29 protein-coding genes and 1 pseudogene are annotated in these 25,031 nt (G+C 54.5%); 22 read left to right on the top strand and 8 right to left on the bottom strand.

Annotated features, from left to right (window positions below; all coding sequences use genetic code 11):
* Nucleotides 1-256: 256 nt before the first annotated feature.
* The 17 genes from L6439_RS18770 (at nt 257) to L6439_RS18690 (ending at nt 13,678) form a co-directional block, all read left to right on the top strand.
* Nucleotides 257-889, top strand: a complete 633-nt coding sequence (locus L6439_RS18770) for a cobalt-precorrin-8 methylmutase (RefSeq protein ID WP_213471723.1) — start codon at nt 257-259, stop codon at nt 887-889.
* A 14-nt stretch (nt 890-903) separates the two neighbouring features.
* Nucleotides 904-2,025: a cobalt-precorrin-5B (C(1))-methyltransferase CbiD gene (cbiD, locus tag L6439_RS18765; protein ID WP_168181430.1), complete on the top strand. Its 1,122-nt coding sequence runs from the start codon at nt 904-906 to the stop codon at nt 2,023-2,025.
* Complete coding sequence (locus L6439_RS18760) at nt 2,022-2,627, top strand: cobalt-precorrin-7 (C(5))-methyltransferase (protein WP_168181431.1); 606 nt, start codon at nt 2,022-2,024, stop codon at nt 2,625-2,627. The genes cbiD and L6439_RS18760 overlap by 4 nt, the downstream gene beginning before the upstream one ends.
* The gene (locus L6439_RS18755; protein ID WP_213471722.1) at nt 2,617-3,192 is read left to right on the top strand and encodes a decarboxylating cobalt-precorrin-6B (C(15))-methyltransferase; all 576 of its coding nucleotides are present in this window, start codon (nt 2,617-2,619) and stop codon (nt 3,190-3,192) included. The genes L6439_RS18760 and L6439_RS18755 overlap by 11 nt, the downstream gene beginning before the upstream one ends.
* Complete coding sequence (locus L6439_RS18750; protein ID WP_213471721.1) at nt 3,189-3,938, top strand: cobalt-precorrin-4 methyltransferase; 750 nt, start codon at nt 3,189-3,191, stop codon at nt 3,936-3,938. Before L6439_RS18755 ends, L6439_RS18750 begins: the two co-directional genes overlap by 4 nt.
* Nucleotides 3,925-4,965 (top strand): cobalt-precorrin 5A hydrolase, encoded by a 1,041-nt coding sequence (locus L6439_RS18745; protein ID WP_213471720.1) that lies wholly within the window; start codon nt 3,925-3,927, stop codon nt 4,963-4,965. The genes L6439_RS18750 and L6439_RS18745 overlap by 14 nt, the downstream gene beginning before the upstream one ends.
* Nucleotides 4,966-4,982: 17 nt before the next feature.
* Nucleotides 4,983-5,708, top strand: a complete 726-nt coding sequence (gene cobJ, locus L6439_RS18740) for a precorrin-3B C(17)-methyltransferase (RefSeq protein WP_168181435.1) — start codon at nt 4,983-4,985, stop codon at nt 5,706-5,708.
* On the top strand, nt 5,705-6,439 hold the full coding sequence (cobK, locus tag L6439_RS18735) for a precorrin-6A reductase (protein WP_213471719.1): 735 nt from the start codon (nt 5,705-5,707) through the stop codon (nt 6,437-6,439). Before cobJ ends, cobK begins: the two co-directional genes overlap by 4 nt.
* 24 nt (nt 6,440-6,463) lie before the next feature.
* On the top strand, nt 6,464-7,963 hold the full coding sequence (gene cobA, locus L6439_RS18730; RefSeq protein ID WP_213471718.1) for a uroporphyrinogen-III C-methyltransferase: 1,500 nt from the start codon (nt 6,464-6,466) through the stop codon (nt 7,961-7,963).
* A complete protein-coding gene (locus L6439_RS18725; RefSeq protein WP_168181438.1) occupies nt 7,960-8,754 on the top strand; it encodes a sirohydrochlorin cobaltochelatase in 795 nt (264 codons plus the stop codon). Before cobA ends, L6439_RS18725 begins: the two co-directional genes overlap by 4 nt.
* The gene (locus tag L6439_RS18720; protein WP_213471717.1) at nt 8,747-9,445 is read left to right on the top strand and encodes a cobalt-factor II C(20)-methyltransferase; all 699 of its coding nucleotides are present in this window, start codon (nt 8,747-8,749) and stop codon (nt 9,443-9,445) included. The genes L6439_RS18725 and L6439_RS18720 overlap by 8 nt, the downstream gene beginning before the upstream one ends.
* 108 nt (nt 9,446-9,553) lie before the next feature.
* A complete protein-coding gene (locus tag L6439_RS18715) occupies nt 9,554-10,204 on the top strand; it encodes an energy-coupling factor ABC transporter permease (protein WP_213471735.1) in 651 nt (216 codons plus the stop codon).
* Nucleotides 10,201-10,494 (top strand): energy-coupling factor ABC transporter substrate-binding protein, encoded by a 294-nt coding sequence (locus L6439_RS18710; protein WP_168181440.1) that lies wholly within the window; start codon nt 10,201-10,203, stop codon nt 10,492-10,494. Before L6439_RS18715 ends, L6439_RS18710 begins: the two co-directional genes overlap by 4 nt.
* Nucleotides 10,481-11,158 carry a cobalt ECF transporter T component CbiQ gene (cbiQ, locus tag L6439_RS18705; protein ID WP_213471716.1) on the top strand — a complete coding sequence of 226 codons (678 nt, stop codon included), beginning with the start codon at nt 10,481-10,483 and terminating at the stop codon, nt 11,156-11,158. Before L6439_RS18710 ends, cbiQ begins: the two co-directional genes overlap by 14 nt.
* A gap of 87 nt (nt 11,159-11,245) precedes the next feature.
* Nucleotides 11,246-12,055 carry an ATP-binding cassette domain-containing protein gene (locus L6439_RS18700; protein ID WP_213471715.1) on the top strand — a complete coding sequence of 270 codons (810 nt, stop codon included), beginning with the start codon at nt 11,246-11,248 and terminating at the stop codon, nt 12,053-12,055.
* A 272-nt stretch (nt 12,056-12,327) separates the two neighbouring features.
* Nucleotides 12,328-13,077 (top strand): alpha/beta fold hydrolase, encoded by a 750-nt coding sequence (locus L6439_RS18695; RefSeq protein WP_168181443.1) that lies wholly within the window; start codon nt 12,328-12,330, stop codon nt 13,075-13,077.
* Nucleotides 13,078-13,081: 4 nt separating this feature from the next.
* Nucleotides 13,082-13,678 carry a TetR/AcrR family transcriptional regulator gene (locus L6439_RS18690; RefSeq protein WP_213471734.1) on the top strand — a complete coding sequence of 199 codons (597 nt, stop codon included), beginning with the start codon at nt 13,082-13,084 and terminating at the stop codon, nt 13,676-13,678.
* Between the two features lie 63 nt (nt 13,679-13,741).
* Here the strand turns inward: L6439_RS18690 and L6439_RS18685 are convergent, their stop codons facing one another.
* The 3 genes from L6439_RS18685 to L6439_RS18675 form a co-directional block, all read right to left on the bottom strand.
* On the bottom strand, nt 13,742-14,338 hold the full coding sequence (locus L6439_RS18685; protein ID WP_213471714.1) for a class I SAM-dependent methyltransferase: 597 nt from the start codon (nt 14,336-14,338) through the stop codon (nt 13,742-13,744).
* A gap of 301 nt (nt 14,339-14,639) precedes the next feature.
* Nucleotides 14,640-16,709, bottom strand: a complete 2,070-nt coding sequence (locus tag L6439_RS18680; protein WP_213471713.1) for a leucine-rich repeat domain-containing protein — start codon at nt 16,707-16,709, stop codon at nt 14,640-14,642.
* 154 nt (nt 16,710-16,863) lie between these two features.
* Nucleotides 16,864-18,252, bottom strand: coding sequence for an MFS transporter (locus tag L6439_RS18675; protein ID WP_237096539.1), 1,389 nt, complete (start codon nt 18,250-18,252; stop codon nt 16,864-16,866).
* Nucleotides 18,253-18,640: 388 nt separating this feature from the next.
* Between L6439_RS18675 and L6439_RS29740 the strand changes: the two genes are divergently transcribed.
* A complete protein-coding gene (locus L6439_RS29740) occupies nt 18,641-18,790 on the top strand; it encodes a CatA-like O-acetyltransferase (protein WP_369009969.1) in 150 nt (49 codons plus the stop codon).
* Nucleotides 18,756-18,869, top strand: a pseudogene (locus L6439_RS29505) (CatA-like O-acetyltransferase); the annotation flags it as partial. The gene L6439_RS29740 and the pseudogene L6439_RS29505, both read left to right, overlap by 35 nt.
* Before the next feature lie 876 nt (nt 18,870-19,745).
* Here L6439_RS29505 and L6439_RS18670 read toward each other — a convergent pair.
* From L6439_RS18670 to L6439_RS18660, 3 genes are all read right to left on the bottom strand, one after another.
* Nucleotides 19,746-20,627, bottom strand: a complete 882-nt coding sequence (locus tag L6439_RS18670) for an IS3 family transposase (protein ID WP_237096883.1) — start codon at nt 20,625-20,627, stop codon at nt 19,746-19,748.
* A 50-nt stretch (nt 20,628-20,677) separates the two neighbouring features.
* On the bottom strand, nt 20,678-20,998 hold the full coding sequence (locus L6439_RS18665; protein WP_172879205.1) for a transposase: 321 nt from the start codon (nt 20,996-20,998) through the stop codon (nt 20,678-20,680).
* A gap of 274 nt (nt 20,999-21,272) precedes the next feature.
* On the bottom strand, nt 21,273-21,476 hold the full coding sequence (locus tag L6439_RS18660) for a hypothetical protein (RefSeq protein WP_213471635.1): 204 nt from the start codon (nt 21,474-21,476) through the stop codon (nt 21,273-21,275).
* Nucleotides 21,477-21,529: 53 nt separating this feature from the next.
* Here L6439_RS18660 and L6439_RS18655 point away from each other — a divergent pair, with 53 nt between their 5' ends.
* A complete protein-coding gene (locus tag L6439_RS18655; protein WP_213471636.1) occupies nt 21,530-21,856 on the top strand; it encodes an antibiotic biosynthesis monooxygenase family protein in 327 nt (108 codons plus the stop codon).
* A gap of 730 nt (nt 21,857-22,586) precedes the next feature.
* Here the strand turns inward: L6439_RS18655 and L6439_RS18650 are convergent.
* Together L6439_RS18650 and L6439_RS18645 are read right to left on the bottom strand one after the other, a co-directional pair.
* Entirely contained in the window at nt 22,587-22,892 is a 306-nt protein-coding gene (locus L6439_RS18650; RefSeq protein WP_168182770.1) for a spore coat protein, read from the bottom strand.
* A gap of 19 nt (nt 22,893-22,911) precedes the next feature.
* Nucleotides 22,912-23,115 (bottom strand): spore coat protein, encoded by a 204-nt coding sequence (locus L6439_RS18645; RefSeq protein WP_168182769.1) that lies wholly within the window; start codon nt 23,113-23,115, stop codon nt 22,912-22,914.
* A gap of 251 nt (nt 23,116-23,366) precedes the next feature.
* Between L6439_RS18645 and hfq the strand changes: the two genes are divergently transcribed.
* The gene (hfq, locus tag L6439_RS18640; RefSeq protein WP_168182768.1) at nt 23,367-23,594 is read left to right on the top strand and encodes an RNA chaperone Hfq; all 228 of its coding nucleotides are present in this window, start codon (nt 23,367-23,369) and stop codon (nt 23,592-23,594) included.
* Between the two features lie 242 nt (nt 23,595-23,836).
* Nucleotides 23,837-25,012 carry a cation:proton antiporter gene (locus tag L6439_RS18635; RefSeq protein ID WP_213471637.1) on the top strand — a complete coding sequence of 392 codons (1,176 nt, stop codon included), beginning with the start codon at nt 23,837-23,839 and terminating at the stop codon, nt 25,010-25,012.
* The last annotated feature ends 19 nt before the right edge of the window (nt 25,013-25,031 follow it).

Raw genomic sequence — 25,031 nt, 5'->3', positions numbered from 1 at the left:
TCATTTGGCGAATACGCTTGGAGACGGCCTTTTCTTCGTATGGACACGGGACCTTCAGGTTTCGTGTTTTTTTGTTCCCTTTTAGAGGTTGTTCAAAAAGTCCGCTTTTGATCGCGAAGAAATACAGGAAGGAACTCGGCATCGAATCTTGCATTCACTCTTGAAAAACGTATGCTTCGAGTTCTTGCAACCTTCTCGGCGCTGAAAACCGGCCTTTTTGAACACTTATTGAAACTCATGAAAAGGAGAGGGAACGATGGATTACATCAAAAACCCCAAGCGCATTGAAGAAAGAAGCTTTGAAATCATACAGGACATCATTACGGAAACAAGACCGGACTATACGTTCCGCAGCCGGGAAGAGGAGCTGGTCATAAAGCGGGCGATTCATACGACGGCGGATTTTGACTACTTGGATAATCTCGTCTTCACGCATGATGCCTTGACGAAAATACGCGAAACGATCCGGCAGGGCGGCATCATTTTCACCGATACGAATATGGCTCTGAGCGGCATCAATAAAAAGCTGCTGGACCAATACGGCTGCCGCTACCGCTGCTACGTCAATGAGCCCGAAACGGCCCAAGCGGCCCGTCAGCAAGGCATCACCCGTTCCATGGCCGGAATTCAGCTTGCCGCCAAGGAAGAAGGCAAGAAGTTGTTTATCATCGGCAATGCGCCTACCGCGGTCTATCAAATTTTGGAGATGGCGGCTGCCGGCGAGCTGGACGTGGAGGCGGTCGTCGGCGTGCCCGTTGGGTTTGTCGGGGCGGCCGAATCGAAAGAAGCGCTCTATGAAAGCGACATTCCGGCGGTCGTGGCCCGCGGGCGGAAGGGCGGGAGCAATCTGGCGGCGGCCATTTTGAACGCCGTGCTGTACGCGATGTAAGAAGAGGTGGCCCGATGGAAGATTACGTGTATTACGAGGGAAAAAAATTGCGCAAGGGCTATACGACAGGCACTTGCGCGGCAGCGGCGGCCAAAGCGGCAGCGGCCATGATCATCCAGCAGGAGAAGATCGCCGGGGTGACGATCATCACGCCGAACGGAACGACCCTGCAGCTTCCGGTGGACAAGCAGGAATTCGATCGGCATACGGCCACGGCCGCCGTGCAAAAAGACGGCGGCGATGATATCGATGCGACGCATGGGATGCGGATTTTTGCGCAGGTCACCTTGAATGGCAGCGGGGAGATCCGCATCGACGGCGGGCAAGGCATCGGGCGCGTGACGCAGAAGGGCATTGCGGTCCCGGTCGGGGAAGCGGCCATCAACCCGGTGCCGCGCCGAATGATTGCCGCGGCCGTCCGGGAAGAGATTGGCCCTGACCGCGGGGCGGATGTTGTGATTTTCGCGCCGGAAGGCGAAGAGCGCGCAGAACGCACCATGAACAGCCGCCTCGGGATTCTCGGCGGAATCTCGATTCTGGGAACGACCGGGATCGTAACGCCGATGTCCGATGAAGGATGGAAGCAGTCGCTGTCCATCGAGCTGGAAATGAAAAGAGCGCAGGGCTTCCGGAAAATCATTCTCGTTCCCGGGAATTACGGGGAGCGCTTCGTCGAGGAGCAGCTTGGCATCGATGGCAAATACGTGGTCTCGATGAGCAATTTCGTCGGCTACATGCTCAAGGAGACGCAGCGCCTCGCCTTCGAGCATGTGCTGATGGTGGGCCATTTCGGCAAGTTGATTAAAGTGTCCGCCGGTATTTTCACCACGTACAGCAAAGACGCCGATGCGAGGGCAGAAATCCTGGTGGCGAACCTGGCGCTGGCCGGCGCGCCCCTGCCCCTGCTCCAGCGAATTGCGGCTTGCGCGACGACGGAAGCGGCGGGCGAAATTATGGTGGCGGAAGGGTATAGCGAGGTTTTTCAGACGATCACGGACAAAGTGAAACAACGGGCCGAACAGTTTTTGAAATACAGTAAACCGGCGGTGGATATCGATGTCATTACGTTCTCGACGGATCGCGGAATGCTGGCTTCCACCTGCGACATCTCAACCATCAAGGAGGCATGGCTATGATTCATATTGTCGGTATTGGCCCGGGCAGTCCGGAGCTGCTGACCGCTGCGGGGGCCTTGCTCATCCAGAAGGCGGACGTGCTTGTCGGCTCGAAGCGGCAGCTCGGCGACATTCCGCCGGACAACCCGGCCGAACGCAAGCTGCTGCCCTCACAACTCTCGGAGCTGGAAGCCTTTTTGCAAGAGAGGATCGGCCAGGAGATCGTGGTGCTCGCTTCCGGAGATCCGTTGATGTATGGCATCGGAAAATGGGCGTTGGAGAGATTTCCGCCGGAGCAGCTTCAGATTGTGCCCGGGATTAGCTCGATTCAATATTTGTGCAGCCGTTGCGGCATTGCCATGAACGACCTGTACATTACGAGCAGCCACGGCAAGCAGCCTGATTTCGGGTTTCTGCTCGCGCACCCGAAAGTGGCGATGGTCACGGACAGCAAGATTGGCCCTGCGGAAATCGCTGAGGAAATTCTGCAAAGGAAGCTGCGTAAAACGCTCATTATCGGAGAAAACCTCAGCTATCCCGAGGAACGGTTGCATCGGTTGAAGCCGGAGGAGGTTGCGGCTCGCTATGATATGAATGTGGTGGTGATCTTGGATGAAGGATGAAGCTTTTATTCGCGGCAAGACGCCGATGACCAAGGCGGAGGTCCGCGCCGTATCCATTGACAAATTGGCCTTGGACGAGACAAGCCGCCGTGTACTCGACGTTGGAGCCGGCACGGGCAGCGTAGCGCTCCAGGTCGCGAAGATGTTCCCCCATGTGGCGGTAACCGCGATAGAACGGAACGAAGAGGCGCTGGCCCTAATCGAACAGAACCGGCGGCAGTTCGGGCTGGACAATGTGGAGATCGTGGCGGCAGAGGCTCCCATCCCGCTGGACAATACCGGGTTCGACGCTATTTTTGTCGGCGGCAGCGGGGGGCAATTAACGGAGATCATCGATTGGAGCCATGCCTTGCTGCTGCCGGGCGGCCGGCTTGCGCTCAATTTCATCTTGCTGGAAAATGCCCTCGAAGCGGCAGCCTATCTCGAAAAAGGGCCCTGGCAAGAAGTCGAGATCATTCAAATGCAGGTGTCGAAATGGCAAGAACTTGGACAAGGGCATTATTTCAAGCCCCAAAATCCGACGTTCATCATCGCCTGCCAAAAAGAAAGGAGCGGAACAGCTTGACGAAAGTGCATTTTGTCGGGGCGGGACCCGGACATAAAGAACTGATTACCTTGCGGGGATACAACCTCCTGAAAGAGGCGGATGTCGTCATCTATGCGGGCTCGCTGGTGAACCCGGAATTGCTGGAGTATTGCAAGGAAGGCTGCGAAATCTACAACAGCGCCGGGATGGATTTGACGGAGATTATCGATTGCATGGAAAAAAGCGTGAAGGCCGGGAAACAGGTCGTCCGCCTCCAGACCGGAGATTTTTCGATCTACGGATCGATTCGGGAACAGATCGAGGAAATGAAAAAGCGGGATATCGGGTTCACCTGTACCCCTGGGGTAAGTTCATTCCTCGGGGCCGCCTCGCAGCTCGGTGTCGAGTACACCGTCCCGGAAGTAAGCCAGAGCGTCATTATTACGCGCATGGAAGGCAGAACGCCGGTACCGGACAGGGAATCGCTGCGTTCCTTCGCCGCGCACCGCACCTCGATGGTTATTTTCCTGTCGGTGCAAGCGGTTGAGGACGTGGTGGCCGAACTGGTGGCAGGCGGATATCCGGAGGATACCCCGGCGGCTGTCATCTATAAAGCAACCTGGGCGGATGAAAAGCAAGTGACCGGAACCCTGCGGGATATCGCCGCCAAGGTCAAGGAGCAGGGCATCATCAAAACGGCGCTGATTATGGTAGGGGATTTTCTGGGCGAGACCTATTATTATTCCAAGTTGTACGACAAGGATTTTTCGCATGAGTACAGATAAGAACACTGCCATTATCGCGGTCACGGCCATCGGCAAGGCGCTTGCCGCGTCCATCAGGGAGGCGCTGGCGGCCGATTGCTATGTGCCCGCGAAGCTGCAATCCGAAGGGTTTGCAGCGCTTGAACCGGATTTCGCATCGGGGCTGCGCCGCCTTTTCCAGCAGTATGATGCGCTGATCTGCATTATGGCGACAGGGATTGCCGTCCGGACGCTGGCTCCGGTCATCTCGGACAAGCTGTATGATCCGGCGGTGGTGGTGATGGACGAGAAGGCACTTCACGCTATCAGCCTCTTGTCCGGACATGTGGGCGGAGCCAATGACTTGGCCCGCAAGCTGGCGGAGCTGACGGGAGCGGCCCCCGTGATTACGACGGCGACAGACGTTCAGCAGGTAGCGGCGCTCGACATGATCGTGCCGTCCGTGCCGGGATGGATCCCGGAATTTCGCGAGAACTGCAAGCGGATCAACGGGCTGCTGGCCGCCGGGAAAACCGTGTCCCTGTACGAGGAAGTGCCGGCCGAGATCGACCGGCGGGGCTTCACGCCAATCACGAACCCGCATGAGCTTCCGGAACAGGCCGAAGCCCTGGTATGGGTCACGCACCGGTACCGGCTGCCGGAATTGAAGGTGCACACGGTGAAGCTGGTTCCCCGGACACGGGTGCTTGGCGTCGGATGCCGCAAGCAAACGGAGCCTGAACAGATGAGGCAGGCGTTTACTGATTTTTGCCTCCGGCATGATACCGATCCGCATTCCTTTGCGGTGATGGCCAGCATCGATGTCAAAAAGGAGGAACCGGCGATCAAGCAATTGGCGGAGCAGTGGAACTGCCCCTTCATCACGTATACGGCCGATCAACTGCGTGAAGTCGAGGGCAAGTATCCGGTATCCGAGTTCGTCAGACAGACCGTGAAGGCAGGCAGCGTCGCGCTATCCGCGGCCGATCTGGCCAGCGGGGGCCGGGTGTTGACGCCAAGGTTCGCCGTCAATGGAATCACGATGGCGATGGGAGAGAGAACGAGATGAAGCGATGGGGTGAAGGCATGATTTATGTGGTAGGAATTGGGCCGGGCGAGAGAGACATGATGACCGGAGAGGCGCTCGCCGCCATTCAAAAAGCGGATGTGATCGTGGGCTACATTACGTATATCCGGCTGATCGAAGAGTTGATCCAGGGGAAAGAAGTCGTCAAAACGGGGATGCGCAAGGAAATCGACCGCTGCCAGGAAGCCGTCGATATCGCCAAGACCGGCAAAACGGTGGCGGTCGTATCGAGCGGAGATGCCGGAATTTACGGCATGGCCGGCCTCATTCTCGAGATTGTGGAGAAAGAGCAAGCAGCGATTGAGGTAGAAATCGTGGCCGGCGTCACGGCGAGCATCGGCGCGGCGGCCAGGCTGGGGGCGCCCCTGATGCATGATTTTTGCCATATCAGCTTAAGCGATCTGATGACGCCATGGGAGGTCATCGAGAAGCGGGTGAAGCTGGCGGCGGAAGCCGATTTTGTCGTCTGCTTCTATAATCCGAGAAGCAAGGGCCGGGCGGATCATCTGAAGCATGCCCTGGAATGGATGATGGCCTATAAATCGCCTTCCACTCCGGTCGGCATCGTGAAGGATGTCGGCCGCAAGGAAGAACGAAAAATACTGACGACGATGGCGGACATCGACTATGAAGAAGTGGATATGACGACGATGGTGATTGTCGGCAACAAGGAAACCTATGTCTCCGGCGGCCGCATGATCACGCCGCGGGGTTATACGCTATGATTCTGATGTTCGGCGGAACCTCGGATAGTCTGGACATTTGCGATTGGCTGCATGCCCGCGGACATGACTATATCGTGTCCGTGGCCACCGAATACGGGGAACAGCTGGCGAAGCGGCATGCCGAGCATGTTCTCTGCCAGCGGCTGGATGAAGCCGGCATGCGCCGGGTGATGCGCGAGAAGGCGGTCTCCCTGGTCATCGACGCGACCCATCCGTTCGCTGTCGAGGTGTCCGCGAATGCGATGAACGCCGCGGGGAGCATGAATATTCCTTATGTTCGTTATGAGAGGTCTTCCGGCGATGCCGGCCATCTTCATCTCGTCCGCGACATTGATGAAGCGTGCCGCGTCGCGGCGGCCTTGGGCGACCGGATTTTTCTGACGACCGGGAGCAAAAACTTGCCGGAGTACGTGGCCAAGCTCCCCGGAAAGCAGGTCATCGCGAGAGTGCTGCCTGTGGCGGACGTCATCGCGGCCTGCGAACGGCTCGGTCTGCTGGCCGACCAGATTATCGCGATGAAGGGACCGTTCTCCCAAGCATTGAATACCGAGCTGTTCCGCCAGACCGGCGCAGACGTGATGATTACGAAGGAAAGCGGGCCGAAGGGCGGCTTTGCCGAGAAAATCGCCGCTTGCCGGGAGATCGGCATTCCTTGCGTCGTCATTCGGCGGCCGTCTCTGTCTTATCCGAATGTCATTACAGATATCAACGAGCTTGTCCAATACACATAGACATGAAATAAAGGGGGAAAACCGATGAGCGGCAAAGTAGTTCTTGTCGGAGCCGGACCCGGCGATGCCGGTCTGTTAACCGTGAAAGCTCTGGAGTTCATACGGCAGGCGGATGTGATCGTCTATGACCGCCTCGTGAATCCGGCGCTGCTGAAGGAGCGCAAACCAGACTGCGAGCTGATTTACGTGGGCAAGGAGCCGTCTCACCACCCGATTCCGCAAGCGGAAATCGAGCAAATTCTCGTGAATCAGGCGAAACGGAATAAATTAGTCATTCGCCTAAAAAGCGGCGATCCTTATGTATTCGGGCGCGGAGGGGAGGAAGGCGAGACCCTGCATGCGGCAGGCATTCCTTTCGAAGTCGTCCCCGGCATCACCTCGGCGATCGGCGGGCTGGCCTATGCAGGCATTCCGGTGACGCATCGGGACTGCGCCTCCAGCTTCCACGTGATCACCGGACACTTGAAGGAAGGCGGCGATCCGCTCGATTGGACAAGCTTGGCCCGGCTGGACGGCACCTTGATCTTCCTGATGGGGATGACCCAGCTTCCGTCCATCTGCGCGAACCTGATCCAGCATGGACGCCGCCCCGACACGGCCGCGGCCGTGGTCGAATGGGCATCCCGCTCCCGTCAGCGGACCGTGAGCGGAGATTTGACGACGATCTGCGCCAAGGTGGCGGATGCCAACATCGGGGCGCCCGGGCTGATCGTCGTCGGCGATGTGGTAAAGCTGCGGGATAAATTGAGCTTTTTCGAGAAAGCGCCGCTGTTCCGGAAGCATATTCTCCTTCCGCGCGCGCGTGCCGGGCGAAGCGAACTGGCCGACCGGATTGCGGCCTTGGGCGGAGAGGCCACTCTTTATCCGGGTATTCGGATTGAAAAACTTAATGATTCGGCGCAAATGAACGCGATGCTGGCGTCCTTGCCGGAGTGCGAAGAAATCCTGTTTGCTTCGGCGGAGGCCGTAACCTTGTTCATCGAGGGGCTGCTGGAGTCCGGGAAGGATAACCGCGCGCTGAGCGGGATCCGGCTGACGGCGATCGGCAAGCAGACGAAGGAGAAGCTGCGCGAATACGGACTTGCCGCTGATACCCTGGTGACGAGACGGTCGGCGGACCTCATCCTTCAAGCCTGTGCCGGGAATTGGCGGCAAGGGGCGAAGGTGGTGCTGGCCGGAAGCGAGAAGCATGCGGCCCAGTTGGCCGATGAACTGGGCGGAGCTGCCGAGTTCGCCGCATTGCCGTTGTATCGTGAAGTGTTGGAGTCGGTGCGGCCTTTTGACTTGAGCAAGTTTGACGCCGTCTGCTTTTCCAGTTCCGCTTCGGTAGAGCATCTGCTCTCCGTATTGAGCGCGGAAGAACAAGCCATGCTCCGCTCGATGAAAATGCTGTCCATCGGCCCGATGACGAGCCGGACGATACGCGAGCAGGGCTTGGAGGTCTATCGCGAGGCGAAAGCGGCGCAGCCGGATTCTCTGATTGCGCTGTTGTTAGAAGAAGCCGGGGAGGTTATGCCGACATGAAACCGAAACAAGCGATACTGGTCGTCAGCTTCGGAACAAGCTATCCGGAGACGCGCGCCAAAACGATCGAAGCTTGCGAAAATAAGATCAGGGACACATTTCCCGACTACGATGTGTTCCGTGCTTTTACATCCAACAAAATCAGAAAAAAACTGGCGGAGCGCGATGGGCTGTATATCGATACGCCCGCGCAGGCGCTTGAAAGATTGAAAGCGGACGGTTATGCCAAGGTTATTATTCAATCCCTGCATCTTATTAACGGCGAGGAGTTCGAGAAAATCGTCTCCCAGGCTCTGCCGTACCGGGAGCAATTTGAACAATTGCTGATCAGCAAGCCTCTGCTCGACAGCTATGAAGATTACGGCCAAGCGATCCAGGCCGTCAAGGCGCAAGCGCCGCGCCTGGCCGCGGATGAAGCGCTGGTCTTGATGGGGCATGGCTCGGAGCATCACGCGTTCAGCGCCTACGCTTGTCTCGACCATATGCTGGCCGGCGAGCCCATCTACTTGGGCACCGTGGAAGGCTATCCGCCGCTGGAGCGCGTCATCGGACAGCTCAAGGCGGCGAAGGTCCGGAAGGTCCATTTGATGCCATTCATGCTGGTGGCCGGAGATCATGCGATCAACGACATGGCATCGGACGAAGAGGATTCCTGGAAATCGCAATTGACGCAGCAAGGATTCGAAGCCGCGGCTTACTTGCAGGGACTGGGCGAGAATCCGCTGATTCAGGCGCAGTTTATCAACCATATCCGAGCGGCGATGGAGAAGGAGATGGCAGTGCATGGCTAAGTTTTATGGCATCGGGACAGGTCCGGGAGACAGCGGGCTATTGACGATGAAAGCCGTTCATACGCTGGAGCGGTTGGACGTGCTCTATGCGCCGGAAGCGAAAAAAGGCGGAGCCAGCCTCGCGCTGAAGATCGTGGCTCCGCATTTGCCGGAGAGGCTGACGGTCAAGCAGCGCCATTTTCCCATGACCTACAACAAGGAGGAAAAGGAGCAGGCCTGGGAACGCATCGCGGCGGAGATCAAAGCGGATGTGCTGGCGGGCAAAAATGCCGGATTTATTACGCTGGGAGACCCGATGGTCTATAGCACGTACAGCTACTTGCTGGAGCTGCTGCGGACGGAGATCGAGACCGAGACGATAGCGGGGATTTCCTCCTTCTCTTATATGGCCTCGCGTGTCGGCTGGCCGCTGGTGATGGATGAGGAATCGCTGGCGGTCATTCCGGTCACTTCCGGGGAGGAGGCGCTACATCAGGCGCTGACCGGCTTCGACACGATTGTTCTCATGAAGGCAGCCAGCAATCTGCCGCTGGTGCTCCGGCTGCTGGAGCAGCACCAATTGCTGGAGAAGGCGGTGCTGGTCAGCGATGCATCGATGGGGACCGAAAAGATAACGTTTGGCTTGAACCAGTTGCATGATGAGGAAAAGCTTTCTTATTTTTCCACGATTATTGTGAAAAAAGAAAGGTAGGGACATGAAATGCGAAACCGGTTATCGGCGAAATATTTCAGATTTATCCCGCTTGTTCTCGCTGCTGTTCTTTATTTTGCCGTCACGAATCCGCAGACGGCGCATGCGATGCACATTATGGAGGGCTTCCTTCCGCCAATGTGGTCCATCCTGTGGAGCATCGCGTTTATTCCGTTCCTGATTGCCGGATTGTTCCGTATTCGCAAGCTGGTGGCCGCCGATCCGCACAATAAATTGCTGCTTGCCTTATGCGGCGCCTTTATTTTTGTCTTATCCGCGCTGAAAATCCCGTCCGTGACGGGCTCTTGCTCGCATCCCACCGGCGTCGGCCTGGCCACCGCGCTGTTCGGGCCGCTGGTCGTCAGCGTATTCGGCGCGATTGTGCTGCTGTTCCAGGCGCTGCTGCTGGCCCATGGAGGCATCACCACTCTGGGAGCCAATGCGGTGTCGATGGCGGTCGTCGGACCGATCGCCGGGTATCTCGTCTATCGATTGGCCCGGAAAATGGGCTGCCGGCAAGGCTTGGCCATCTTTCTGTGCGCCTTTATCGCCGATCTGGCCACTTATTTGGTGACTTCGGTGCAGCTTGGGATTGTTTTTCCGGATCCGGCCTCCGGCATGATGGCCTCGATCTTCAAGTTTATGGCCATCTTCTGCACGACTCAAGTGCCGATCGCGGTTGCGGAAGGGTTGCTCACGACGATGATGTACAATCTGATCCACAAAAATCTCCCGGAAAAGGCGGCGCAATGGCAATGAAAAAAATCAATATCAATCTCATTTTATTGCTGCTGGTCGTGATTTTGATCGCAAGTCCTTTTTTGCTGAACCGCGATGCCGCGTATGAAGGATCGGACGGGGAGGCGGAAGCGGCGATCTCGGAGATCAACCCGGACTATGAACCATGGTTCACTCCCGTCTATGAGCCGAAGAGCGGCGAGATCGAAAGCTTGCTGTTCACGCTGCAGGGCTGCATCGGCACCGGGATTATCGCCTACGTGATCGGAGTGCAGCGCGGCAGACGGAAGCGGGAACATGCTGACCATTGATAAATATGCCTGTCATAACCGCTGGCTCGGCGTCTCTCCCTATGTCAAGACATTCGGGTATGTGCTGCTTCTGATGTTGTCCTTGACCGGTCCGGCGGCGCTGCAAGCCGTCATCTGTCTGCTGCTTGTTCCGTTAACCATGTATGCCGCGAAAATGAGCGGCCGCCAGTATCTCAAATGGTTTATGCTGCCGTTTTCATTTTTGCTGATGAGCATCGTCTCGATTCTCGTGTCTATCTCGGCGTCCCCGGAGGGAATGTTCTGGAAGGTGCAGGCCGGATCCTTGTATTTCGGAATGTCAGATGCTACGCTGCAGGCTGCGGCGCATGTCTTGTTCAGAAGCACGGCTTGTCTCGCCTGCACCCTCTTGTTTGTCCTGACCGTTCCGGTGCAGCAGTTGGTCAAGGTGATGCGTAGGATCCATATTCCCGTTCTTCTGGTCGAATTTATGATTTTAATTTACCGTTTTATCTTCATTTTTATCGAAGAAGCGGCGGCCATCCGCCATGCGCAGCAGCTCCGCTTCGGCTATCGCGGGCTCGCGAACAGCTACAACTCGCTGGCGATGCTGGTGAATGTCCTGTTCCAGCGCGTCCTGCGGCGCTACCGCGATATGTCGGTCGCGCTTGATGTCAAGCTGTACCAAGGCGACTTTCACGTATAAGAGGGAGTTCAGGCAGCCTTGGGCCGGCGCCGAACACCGGCCTGTGGGAACAATGAAACTGCCTCGTTAACGAAAGAGGGGAGACGGATGTTATCCACGAAACATCTCTGCTTTGAATATGAAGATGGCAAGCGGGCGCTGGAGGATGTCTCGATTGATCTGGCAAAAGGCAATATTATCGGTCTTGTCGGCGCCAATGGCTCGGGGAAATCGACGCTGTTCAAGCTGCTGCTCGGCCTGCTCAAGCCGTCAAGCGGGGAAGTGATGTTCCATGGGCGGCCGCTCCGCTACGGCAAGAAGGAGCTGCTGTCCTTGCGCACCGAGGTCGGGATTGTTTTTCAGGACCCGGATCAGCAAATTTTTTATTCGAATGTGGCGGATGATGTCGCCTTTGCTCTTCGGAATCTGGGGAGGGGAGAAGAGGAGATCGCGGCACGGGTCAATCAAGCGTTGGCGACGGTCGGGGCGGCGGAATTCCGCGATAAGCCTGTGCAGTATTTGAGCTACGGGCAGAAGAAGCGGGTCGCCATTGCGGGGGCGCTCGCGCTCGATACGCGATGGCTGCTGCTTGACGAGCCGACGGCCGGGCTCGATCCGGAGGGCAGACAGATGATGATGGAGCTGATTCGGGATTTGGCCGGAGCCGGGAAAAATATATTGATTTCCAGCCATGATATTGATTTGATCTATGAAATCTGCACTTACGTGTATATCTTGAAGCAAGGGCGCGTCCTGGCGGAAGGCGCGGAGACCGAGGTGTTCGCCGATGCCGCCCTGGTGCGGGAGGCCGGACTGGCTCAGCCATGGCTCGTCAAGCTGCACGCCCGGATGGGACTGCCGTTATGCAAGACGGAAGACGAGCTGTTCCGGAACTTCGGCAGAGCCGAGAAATCGTGATAAGGTCATGGGCATGGCGCTTCCGGCAAGCAACCAACCGGCTCCAAGCGTATGGCAGCTTGGGGCCGGAAGACTTTTTTAGCTATCGGCAGACAATCGCGCCTGTTTTATGCCGGAAGTGGTTCGAGTTCAGCCTCACAGGCATTACTAAGCAAAGCAACGGACTTTTACGTCGGAAATGTTAGGTTCAGTTTTTTCTTTGACTAAACATTCATTCAATAATAAAATCAAGTTATGAATGCGCTTTCATTTATGAATGGAGGGATTAGACAATGGACTTGTACTATGAGGTGAGCGGAAACGGAAAGCCTGTCGTTCTCCTTCACAGCGGCGGCGCAGATCTACGGGATTGGACGTTTGTCGCGCCCCTTTTGGCAAAGCGCTATAAGGTGGTCGCCTATGACGGACGGGGGGCCGGGAAGTCGCCATCGCCTGCAGTACCGGCTAACTATGTGCAAGATCTGCTTGCTTTGCTTGATCATCTGGAGATCGGCAAGGCTGCGCTTGCAGGCCATTCTATGGGCGGGCGAATCGCCACCGACTTCGCGCTGGAACATCCTGACAGGGTATCTGAGCTTGTGCTTGTCGGTCCCGCCTTGTCAGGCTTCAGCTTCTCCCAGGAATTCCTGGAATGGATGCAAAAGATCAATGCGGCCTTTCCCGATATAGACAAGGTTGTCGAGCTATCCTTCGATGCTCCGTCGTATCGCATCATTAAGACTAGCCCGCATTGGGAGCTGATGCTTGACATGTTTCGGCATCATCTGCGGAAGACGTCGGAATGGGGGACCTTCGAATCGGTGTGGCCCGAGCCGCCGGCTATCGACAGGCTGGAAGACATGACGGTGAAGAGCATGCTTATTATAGGAGACGTGGAGCTGCCGGACAACATACGTATGGCCGAATGCCTCCGGAGAATCCCCAACCTTCAACTTGTCACGGTTCCCGGCGCGGATCATATGATCACGTTAACCCATCCTGATGAGCTTTCTCGCCACATCATCGGTTTTGTGGAAGGGTGAAATCATGCCGCGTACACAAAAAGAAAATGAACGAATACGTCAGATGGCCAAAGAGAAAATTCGAATAGCCGCCATGGAATTGTTCATGAAGCGAGGGTATCACGCGACTTCGATCGAAGACGTAGCGAAGCATGCGAACATATCCAAAGGTCTGCTGTACAATTACTATAAAGGGAAAGAAGAGCTCTTGTCGACCATGATCCAGGCTAGAATCGATGAATTGATTCAGGTCATGGAAGCGGCGTCCTCGCAGGAGTCGCCTGCCGAGCAACTGAAGCATATTGTTGAGGGCGCTATCAACAATGTCCGACAAAAACCGGAAGTATTTCAATTCTATCTTCATTTGCAGACGCAGCCGGAATCAGACGAAGTACTGTCGAAATACAGTAAACTGCTGATCGAAGAAAGCGCCCGACAGTTTCATTTGCAATGTGAGATGTTCGAAAACCTCGGAGTAAAGGAGCCCAGAAAACGGTCATTATACTTTTCATCTGTGCTTCAGGGCCTTATGTTCATGATATCTGCCTATCCGGAGCAGTTTCCGGTTGAAGAAATGAAGGCACAGATTATTCATGAATTTTGCCATTCATCCAACACATAAGGGGAGGGGGCCGCTAATCGGTGTATTCTACGCATTGGCCGGCCCCGTACATGTGCCCGTGCTTTATTTTCTTACTACAAGCTGAATGACATGGGCTAGACCGGTATGTCCCTTTCCTTCCACTCGCTCTTGCTCTCCATAGAAGAAATGGAGTATTTTATGACCTGCGCACCATGCAAGCAAATCTTGCGGATCGTACAGCATGCCCGGCTCCCGGGGGCCGCCTGTGCCATAATGCAATTGCTCTTTGGAGTATACTTCCAGCAGGATCATCCCGCCGGGTTTTACCGTATTTTTCAGCTTCGCAAGCACCGTTTGTTGGGCCTCTTGATGAAAATGTCCAAATACCATGATGGCTCCATCGTATTCCTCGTGCGGAACGGGGTCGGTCAACAGATCCGCTTTTTCGGCATGCACGTGGACCGCATGCTTCTCAGCCAGCTTTTTCGTTTTGAGCAGACCGCTATCCGCATAATCAAGGGCGGTCACCTCATGCCCTCTCGTTGCCAAAAACACCGCATTCCTGCCTTCTCCTTCGGCAAATGCGATGATCTTCTTGCATGCCTCTAGCCGAAAGGCCTGTTGCTGAATAAATACATTCGCTTCTTTTCCATAATAATAGTCGTCCGAACGAAAACGCTCATGCCATGGGTTTTCCATACATACTAGCCTCCTGTCATTCATTTCGGATCAGGGTTCCGGGCGTTCAATTGGTGCGGTGCGAGCTGTCAGGAAGAGGGCGGAGGGAAGGGCGGAATTGGAGCCGTTAACAAATTTTATGGTGAAGCCGCAAAGTAAAGCCGAAAAATTCACTCCCAATCAAAGACTTCGCAGCTCTATAATAACCTCTAAGATTTTGCCGTGTCAATTCACGGGTTGCCGAGCGGGTGCAAATAGGGCCCCCGCCTTGCGATGGGGACCCTGCATAATCGGCAAGTACGCTTCGAAGCGGCAGATGCGGCTACATGGTGCGCAAAAACACGGTATCCTGCATCTGATCGGCAGACGACCAGTCCAGAACGGGATTGTCCCGCAGATCGGCCAGGCGCAGTTGCGGCAGCATCAATAGCGGCTCGATGCTTGTAATGCTGTTGTCTTCGAGATTCAGATGCGTCAGCTTGCCCAGTCTGGCCGCGAACGACAGCTTCGTCAGCTTGTTCCCGGCCAGCTCCAGCGTCTCAAGCTGCGGCAGGCCTTTCCATTGGCCGAGCTCCTCGTCCCAGTTCCGGTCGTCATAATAATAGCTGGTCATGAACCCTTGCCGTTCGATAAAAACGTTATAAATCAGGCTGCTGTGGTTGATGGCCAGCTTCTTCAGCTTGCTTAGCCCGGTTAGGGACGCCAGCTTGAGATGCACCTCCGAATTCTGGATGCGCAGCTCCTCCAGCTCCCGCAGGGCACTGATGCCGGACATATCGCCATATACGTTGCTGTCCAACACCCGCAGCCGCTTGAGCTTGCCCAGCTTGAAGATCGGGGCGGCCTCGTCGATTCCGCCGATATTGTCCGCGAGCGTGAGACTCTCCAACTGGGCGAGTCCGGCGAGCGGGCGAAGATCGCTTGTTCCGGACGATCTTCTCAGCTCGAGACTGCGCAGCTTCTTCAGATGGGTCAGCGGGCTCAGATCATGCATCCCTCTCAGCTTCAGCGACTCCAGATTCGTCAGCTTGGCCAGCACGTCCAGCGTGTCCGAAGGGCCGGCATCGAGCTCCAAATGAGTGAGCCTCGTCAAGCGGGCCAGCGGAGCCAGATTGCTCAGCTTGCTGTTGTCATCCAGCGTAAGCGACGTAAGCGCCGGCAACTGGACGGCAAAGGAGATATCCTTGGTTCCGGTGCGGTGCAGAGCAAGCGCTTCAAGCTGTGTCAGCTTCGCCAGCGGCTGGAGCATGAACAGCTCTTCTCCCTCCAGCGTCAGCTCTCGCAAACCGCTGAATTGGGATACCTCCTCTACGGATGTGATCAGATCGTTCCGCCGCAGCGTTAGCGATTCGAGACCGCCTAAGGCAGCCAGCGGCTCGAGATTGTCCACCTTGGTCCGCTCCAGCTCCAGCTTTCTCAGCTTCGGAAGCTGGCCGATTCCTTCCAGGCTTTCAAGCCCGCTGCCTTGCAGGGACAGCTCCTCCACCCCGCTGAGGCTGGCCCATGCCAACGGATTCTGTCTGAATCCGTACGCCAGGCGCAATTGCTTCATATCGGGCAGAGCCGGAAGGAGCCGCTCATCCAGGAGGTTAGCGCTGACGTCCCATTGCAGCGACCGCAGTCCCCAGAATAGAGCAAGCTCTCCCGTTGCCCAGGGCTGATCCGAGAATTTGCGCGGCAAAGGCATGGACAGCAGAGCAGAAGCCTCGGCATCGTCCGGTTCCTTGTCTTCCGATTCGATAAGGTAGGAAATGCTTTCCTCGCTAATGCTCAAAGACTTGAGCTGATACAGATCCTCCCATGTGATCTGCTCGGCAGGCTTGCTGTAGGCCGTCTTCAGGAAGCGCCTGAGGGAGCCTGATTCTATTATTTCCGCGGGCGCCACGGACTGCCGCAATTCCTCCGCCAACTCGCGCGCGCCTGTCTCCATCATCCCTTCCAGCCAGATCGCGGCGGCTTCCGCAGGATAACGGTGCCGGATGAATCGTTCCGCCGCCCTGCCATAGAGCTGCGCACTCGCTCCCTGAGCGGAAAGCTGCTCCTGCAGCAGTTGAAGGGCGAGGTCTTTCTTCCCGTCTGCGAGATAGGCCTCAAGCTGCTTATCCCATGCTTCTTCCTTGAGGCTCCCGCCAGGCATTTCCTTCGAATCAACGGCGTCCGTGGAAGCGGGAGTGTTCGTATGGAGCCATTCGTTGTCTTTATCCGGCGCATTCAGGTAATCGGCGAGCAGGATCACCGAGCATACCATGGCGAGACTAAGCAAGGCGGCGATCAGATTCCGTCTCCTGAAGCCCGTATGGCGTTTATTTTTGTAGGGCAGCCGGGAACCGCATCGGGGACAATAACCGATGGATTCACTGACCTGCGTCCCGCAATCTTGACATTCAATCACTGCTGGTTCACTCCCGGTCTCGATAGATAAATTTTCTGCATTATTGTCTCACATGCAGGTAAATGTTGTCTATCCATATCTATCCGCGATCTGCCGGGACAGACCACAACCCAGTCATCCTCCGAAGGAGACTGGGTTGTGGAATGCGCCTATTCTATTGCTCCTTCGTTTGCCCGAAGGTTCCTCGCCCGCGGCCGGGGGCAGCGACGAACAAGAACAGGATGCCGCCGGCAGCGACGACCGTCATGCACAGCAGCGTAATATTGCTGTAGAGAGAAGCGGTACCGCTGGAGCCGGTCCATAGGCTGACATTCAGCCACGGTCTCGTCAGCAGCCCGCCAATGGCGGCAATTCCGATGCCTTCCGCGAGGAAGCAGGCGAAATTGAGCATTCCCATGCCGGAGCCGGCTTCATCCGCAGTCAGCGTCAAGGCCACGCTTGCCGAAATCACGGTTTTCACAAAGGAAAGACCGCCAAATAGTAAAATCATGGAAGCGGCGATCAGCCATGGCGCCTGATCCGGATAGAGCATGACGATGAGAAAGCCGGCAAGGAGCATGCTTAATCCGCAGACCATGGCAATGATATGCCCCTTGCGGTCGGCGAGCGCGCCTCCGATCATCCCGAATACCATAACGCTTACCGTGCCCGGGAATAAAATGGCGCTTCCGATCAGCCCGGCAGGCATATGATGGACGGCTCTCATCAGATAAGGCACCATAGCAATAAAGCCGGCGACGGTGCCGAGCAGCAGGGCTCCGGTCAGTACGCGCGCGAGATAGGTTTGCTTCCGGAACAGGAACGGTTCCAGGAAGGGAGACGGCGTTCGGCGCAAGTGAAGCGCGAGCAGCGCGAATACAGCGATGCTCGCGGCCAAGTACCCCCACTGGTACAGCGTGGTGAACAGCGCGAACGCGATAATGCCCACGGACAGCAGGGCCGCGCCGGCCAGATCCAATGCCTTGCGATCCGTTGTCTCGTCAGGCATCGTTCGCAGCACCAACGGAAGGGCGAGCAGCGACAGCAGCGGCAGAGCGAACAGCATAAACCAATGAATAGAGCCGGAAATCGCGCCGCCGATGACCGGACCAAGCCCTTCGCCGCAGGCCACGACAGAACCAATGAGGCCGAACGCCTTGCCCTGTTGGCTCGGCTCGACGGTCTTGGCGATGATGACCATGATGAGCGAAGGAACGGCGGAAGCCCCGGCTCCCTGACACAAGCGCGCAATGAGCACGAGCGGGTACCAGGCATGGCCGAGCAGGCCGATGATCGATCCGAAGCCGTAGGCCAGCATCCCGAATAACAATAGTTTTTTCATGCCGGCATGCTCCGAAAGTTTGCCGTACAGCACAATCCCGATAGCGAAGGAAAGAGAAAAGCAAGTATTGACCCAATTGGCTGCCGACGGCCTAATGCCGAAATCGGCGGCAATATCCGGCAAGGAAACGTTAAACATCGTTTCGTTCATCACGCTGAAAAAAGTCAATACGCTGAGCCACACCATAAATTGCCCAGTGCGGATTTTTTGATGTTGTTGCACTTGCAGATAACCCCTTTAACAAGAAGGGGAAACGCAGTTTATAGGGCCAATGATACGTATCCCCTTACAGGTTGTGCCCTTTTCGAATTGTATTTCGCCGCATTGATATACCTCCAAAATAAAATAAGGAATAAAAATATAATAAACCACAGCTATTATAGCATAGCTTCGCATATTGATGGAAATTCCCGCCAGCGTGAAGCGGAGAACGGCATCTCCGGCAGGCGAGTCCCGGAACTTGCCGGATCGGAAGAGCCGAGATGCGGCAGTATGATATGCCAGCAGAGAGGTGAGCAGAATGAATATGCGCAAGAGAAAAGGAGTTATGGTTAGAACACGTGATTACGCCTCCTAGAATACGCGAGATCTATTTAGGAGGTTATATACAATGAATTTTCATCCTATCGACATGGAGAATTGGGGAAGAAAGCCCTACTTTGCACATTACATGCATGCAGCGAGATGCACCTTCAGTATGTCGGCGAACATCAACATTACCCCAGCCCGTTTCCTTGCAGATGCATCATGCCGTTTGTGATGGATATCATGCTGGCGTTTTTATGAATGAATGGGAAGGGTTGGCGCAGCGGTGCGGAGAATGGATGAACGCAGAGTGACGAACGTAAGGGGATGTCTCACAGGCACTGAAAGTGATGGAGATAACGAGTTAACATTAGAATGCGGATCCGGGAAAAACAGCGGCGCTTGCAAACCGGGGGAAGATGGATGAAGCAGTGAAATGCTGCATGGATCAGGCTGTTGGAAAACCCCTGTTTTTTGTGAAGGGGTGGAGATGGTCCATTTTCCTCATCCAAACTTTGGCTCTTAGAGCGTTTTAAATCGATTTTCTCTACCGGGAGAAGAGATCAATCACAAGTAAAAAACCCCATAGACTACTCATTGGCCTGATTTTACGGGATCCAAGCGACCGCGTCGGATGCTGGGGGCATCATCGCATTATCCGGCCTGCTGGAAGCACTATCGGCCTGCTGGAAGCATCGTTGCCTCCCGGGGCTTGGACGTGCGGAGGAAATTGCTGCTATTTTACAGGAATTTCGGCTTAATGAGTCCACATCCCGAGGAATTGCTGCAAATCTGCATCATTTTAGGCCCTTTTGCTTCAAGCCGAAGCGAAACGGGGAAAATTCCTGTAATTTTGCAGGATTCCCTTTCTGGAAAAGCCGTCCATATCGAATTGCTGTATTTATGCAGGATTTCGCTTACTGAATAGGAGCGTCTGGAGAAATCGCGGAGTTTTGCGGATTTCGACTGCCGGATGGGCGTGTCCAGGGAAATGGTGCAGTTTTCAGAATGGTGGAAATATCCATTTCCCTACTCAACACTTCTTTCTCAACAGCCTGATGGATGCATCAATTTCTGCTCTATAAGCCGCTATTTGATGAAATTCCTGCAAAAGCGGCTAGGCCCCCTATATCTGGAGTCATGTCCACCAAAAAAGATGCGTTCTTAGAATTGCTTCCTATTTCGCGTGGTTACACGGCCCGATGATATTTTGATCGGTCCTCCAGCGTCATGACCCACTTTGAGTATTCCGATGGTGACATGCTCTTTAGGCTACCATGCATTCTGCGGTTGTTGTAGAAATCCATGTAACGATCAAGTGCTTCATAGGCCTCTTCAAATGTCATAAATTCCGTCAGGCTGAACAGATCACGTTCGAGTAAGCTATGAAATGACTCAATGTAGGCGTTCATATTCGGACTGCGTGGCGGGATGCGTTCATGGACGATCTCCAGACTCTCGCACGTATCACCAAACAACTTGCTGACAAACTGAGGCCCGTTGTCGGTGCGGACGGTGGGCAACTCATCGCCGGGATTCAGGCGTTCTTGTAGCGCCCGGCATAGTGTCTGTACGACGTGCTTGGCCTCACACACGGAACCCCGGTATTGTCCGACGACGACGCGGTCAAATACATCGATGATACTGAGCACGAAAAAGAAACGCTGGCGCCCAATCACGTACCCATATTTAATATCAATTTGCCATAGCTGGTTCACCCCGGTTACCGTCCGGTTTCTCGGTACTCTGCGAGGATGTTTGCTTGTTTTCTTCCGTTGTTTCTGAAGAATTCCTAACTCTTTGCAAATGCGGTACGCCTTTTTCTTGTTTAGAATCAATCCACGTTGTCTGCGGAGGCACAGCGCCAAATTCTTATACCCATAAATGTGCTCTTCTCCTTCCAGGAGTTCGAGCATCCATTCTTTAATCTGTTCATCTGAAACTTTCCGGCCCGTGTTCGTAGAGGAAAATCCAGGCACAGGACGCCCTTTTAGAGCGCATGAAGCCTGTTCTTCGGTACTGGATGCCTCTCGTTTCTTCCGGCCATAGTACGTCGATTCGCGAACTTTCAGGATACGCAGAACTTTAGCTGCTGCATGCCCCCGCTTAATAAACGGTTCTGCTATTTCAAGTCTTTCAGATAAGCGGGGTTCTTCTTTTTTACGACTTCTCGCAGGATCTCGATCTCAAGCTCTTTTTCACCCAGGAGCTTTTTTGCCTGCTCGAACTTTGCCTCTACCTCTTGAAGTCGACGGAGTTCTTGCAGATGCTCGTCTGCTGCAGGTATCTCCTCTTGGCTAATTTCGTCACGGTGGTCTCTAACCCAAACACGTACCGTCTCCGGATGGACACCGTACATTCGGGCAAGTGTTCCCACCTTAATGCCGGCCATTGCTTCCTTTACGATTTGCAGGCGTTTTTCCTTGCTAAAGTGCTTTCCCATACTAGTTGTCCCCCTCTGATAACAGCTTATAATATTGGAGCCGGAAGCTCCAGTTTAATTAGGGGGCCTAGGAGAAAGTACATGATGTTCATCGATTTTTTTCTTTTTTCGATTGGATAGGCAGAAATTGATGCCGTTTTGCAGGATTCCCTGTAGACTGGTACACGTCATAAAGGAAAAGTGTATTATTGCAGTTTTCGGCGAGCGAGCTTTGAGAATCAGGGGGGCCGTCTCACTGTAGTGAAATACTACTTTTGGTCCCCCTTGGTTCTGCTTATTCCGCTCCCAATTTGGCTCTGGCCTTGGCCGGAATGGCCTCCTCCGTCACCTCGTCATATCTTCCGACTTGCCGAATCCCGCTCTGATCCTCGCCATCCTTGACATACAAGAGCAGGAACGAATCGAGCCGGGGCAGAAAAGACAACCGGTCCAGCGGCAGATCGAAAACGGGTGGATAATTGAAAATAATAATCATCATCAATTATAATGGAAGGAGCGTGATATGATGAATTTTGAAGGAGAGGAAAATAAATGTTTATAGAAACAAAAACAATTACGGTCAAAGAAGGCACTTCCGACTTGGTTGTGCAGCGTTTCTCGGGTGAAGGCGCGATCGAAAAATTTGAAGGATTTATCGACTTGAGCGTACTCGTCAAAAAAGCGAGAAGAGGCGACGAGGAAGTCGTCGTCATGATTCGCTGGGAATCGGAAGAAGCGTGGAAAAATTGGGAGACGAGCGAAGTGCATCTGGAGGGGCATAGACAGAGCCGGGGAAAGCCGAAGCCGGAACATATCATTCATTCGGAGCATGCCGTCTACTACGTAAAAGCGGTAAAAGGCGCATATCAACAAGCATAATCCACATCGAATCATTCCTGCTTAAGAGGGGTTGGCAAGACACCAGCTCCTCTTCCATTATGTTAACGCTCCTTCATCCCCGAGAATCCGCCGCTGAGCTAGTCCCCCGTTCTGAATGGCAAGCAGAGCCTCGACAAAACCCGATAATGCCATATCCAATAGCAATCCTGTCTTTGCCTAGGTATAATCCCCTCAAAATCTTGTCCGCGGAAGGGGATAACCGTCCTGGGCAGAATCCTGCAAACGGATGGATGGAGTTGAGGATTCTTGCTATCTTCGGCCCCGCGACGCTTTCCAGATGGCAAGGAACAAAATGGGAAGCACAAAGAACAAGGACAGGAAGAGAGCTCCTCCCGCCAGAATGGCCAGCATCAGTATGCATACGGCCCCGATAATAAAAAATAAACAGCCTCTTGTGACAGACAGCATGGGCAAATCATCACCTCGCTTGCAGCTCTTCTTCTTATTCTATGTGCCAGCAAGTGCGGACAAGACAGAGAATATGCAAGCTTTGTCCGTGCCAATATCGCGTTGAGGTTGACGATGTTTCCCTTTTCGTATAATAATTGGATCAGACAGCCGGATTCGGGATGGCAGCCGGTGCCGACTCTGTTACGAAAGACAATCCGATTTGCGAAGACGGGGGAAATGAAATTGGCGAGAGCTTGGGGAAAATAGGGGAACAGAATCCGATGCGGCCGAACTGTTCCCCAGTCTTGAACACGGGCAGCTATCCGTTCCGCTGGACCATGTTCAGTGCCGTGCTGGCATTGTTCATGTCGATCTGAAGCTGTTCCTGCAGGTTATACGGGTGGTAATAGCCATTCTTCATCATGTATGCGGTTAATTGCTCATGGGCCTGAATGGCGGTATCGAGGTGATTGCGCAAGACCGTCCGTACCTCCGGCGTCGCAGCTTCGGTCAGGGCGGTAGCCAGATCTTTAATTCCGGACTTGGCTGCGATCAGCATATCCGTGGCAACGGCCTGATCGGTCATCCCGGCCATGCCGGTCAGATTTTCCATAATCGTATTCATTGTGGGCCTCCTTTTATTATTAGCTGCGGGCTCTGGACAACAGGCCTTGATAGTCCTTGATCGCTTGGGCCGAATGTTGAATGTCTTGCTGCATTAGGCCTTTCAGCTCTTGGCAGGACACCAGGTTGACCATCGTTGCCGTTTTGGTCATGCATGCGTTTTTAAAAGTCAGAAGCTCATGCAGCTCCAGCGTCTCGTGCGCGCCCAGACTTCTTGTTTCCACTTGAATTCACCCCCCAGCGCAGCAGATCACAATTAGTATGGGAGTGGACAAGCGAATTATGTATGGGGAAATCAGTAAACCGGAGAATGAAATGGATTTCCGCCAAATGATTCTCACTGATCTTGACGATATAAGATACATACATGTTCGGGCGTCCGGGAGAAAGGCATCTTGTGAACTATTTTTTTATCCGAATGAAATCTGGTAAACTTAGCAGTAGGTTGACTTTAAAAGGAAGGGGATGATTGCACTTGAAGAAATCGAACGATCGAAGCTTGCAAGAGCAGTTTCTTACGGAAGCGATCCAGCAGGAAGTGCCCGTCACGCTCATTACGAAAAATGGAATCCAGATGAAGGGCACGATTACGTCATTCGATGTATACACGATTGTGCTCAAAATCGATTCCAAGTACAGCCTTATCAACAAATCGGCTGTCTCAACCATCATCCCGTCCCAACGCCTCTCCTTGTTCAAGTAGCAAGTTTTCGTTTTCACCCGTGTTTCCGTTTTCGTTAGGGGGCTGTCCTGTCGTCGTCAGACGAAGGATAGCCTTTTTGCATCCTTACTGAAAAATGGTTTGCAACTTACGAGAAGTTGAAGTATAATAGACGTAATTCGTCTAAAAAAATATTTGTTTTATTTTGGAGGAGCCTGGCAATTCAGGGCTCCTCTTTGTCTTTTTTTAGAATTGAAAATTTTGTAAAGAGTGGGGGAATCGCAATGGAATTTATTCTGTATCTTGCCTTGATTCTGCTGTGCACCAAGGTGGCGGGAGACATTTCGGTCCGTCTGGGGCAGCCCGCCGTCTTAGGGAAGCTGATCGTGGGCATCCTGCTTGGCCCGGCTGTGCTGGGCTGGATTGAGAAGGACAGCTTCATCACCCAGGTCTCTGAAATCGGCGTCTTGCTGCTGATGTTCATTGCCGGGTTGGAGACCGATGTCGATCAGCTGCGCAAAAACTGGAAATCGGCGTTCGCGGTTGCCGTTGGCGGCATCATTCTGCCATTCATTGGCGGCTACGGGGCAGCGATCGCGTTCGGTTTTTCATCGCATTATGCGCTATTTTTCGGCGTTATCTTTTGCGCGACTTCCGTCAGCATCTCTGTCCAGGTGCTTAAAGAAATGAACAAGCTCAATTCGAGAGAAGGGACGACGATACTTGGCGCCGCCGTCGTCGACGATGTGCTCGTCGTCATCCTGCTGGCCTTCATTATGAGCATCGTCGGCCAAGGGGGGGACGTCTCCCTCGGACTGCTCGTCGGCAAGAAGCTTCTGTTCTTCGCCATTACCTTCGTGGCCGGCTGGCTGGTTGTGCCGCGCGTCATGAAATGGCTCGCTCCGCTCAAGGTAACCGAAGCGGTCATTAGCGCGGCCTTGATTATTTGCTTTGCTTTCTCTTATTTTGCCGAATGGATGCAGATGGCCGGCATTATCGGCGCCTTCGCCGCCGGCATCGCGGTGTCGCTGACCCCATACAAGCATGATGTCGAGCATAAGGTCGAGCCGATCGCTTATTCGATCTTCGTTCCGGTGTTCTTCGTCAGCATCGGGCTGAACGTGTCATTCGCCGGCATCGGCAGCCAATTGGGGCTGCTTGCCGTGATTACGATCATCGCCATCGTGACGAAATTGGCCGGGGGCTGGCTGGGCGCCCGCGCAACCGGCTTCGACAACCGCTCCTCGCTGGCCATTGGCTCAGGAATGATCTCCCGGGGAGAGGTCGCCCTCATTATTGCGGCCACAGGCTTGCAGTCCGGGCTGCTGCAGCCGGAATATTTTACGTCGATCATTATCATGGTCATTATTACGACGCTGGTCACGCCGCCTATGCTGAAGATAATGTTCAAGAACGCCGACACGCTTCCGGCGGAGCAAAAAAATAGTGTAAACATGTAGCCTTCCAGGGCCGGGCCGA

Origin of the sequence: Paenibacillus dendritiformis, assembly GCF_021654795.1 — a bacterium.
GTDB lineage: Bacteria > Bacillota > Bacilli > Paenibacillales > Paenibacillaceae > Paenibacillus_B.
This window is presented reverse-complemented; position numbering and strand designations above follow the sequence as displayed.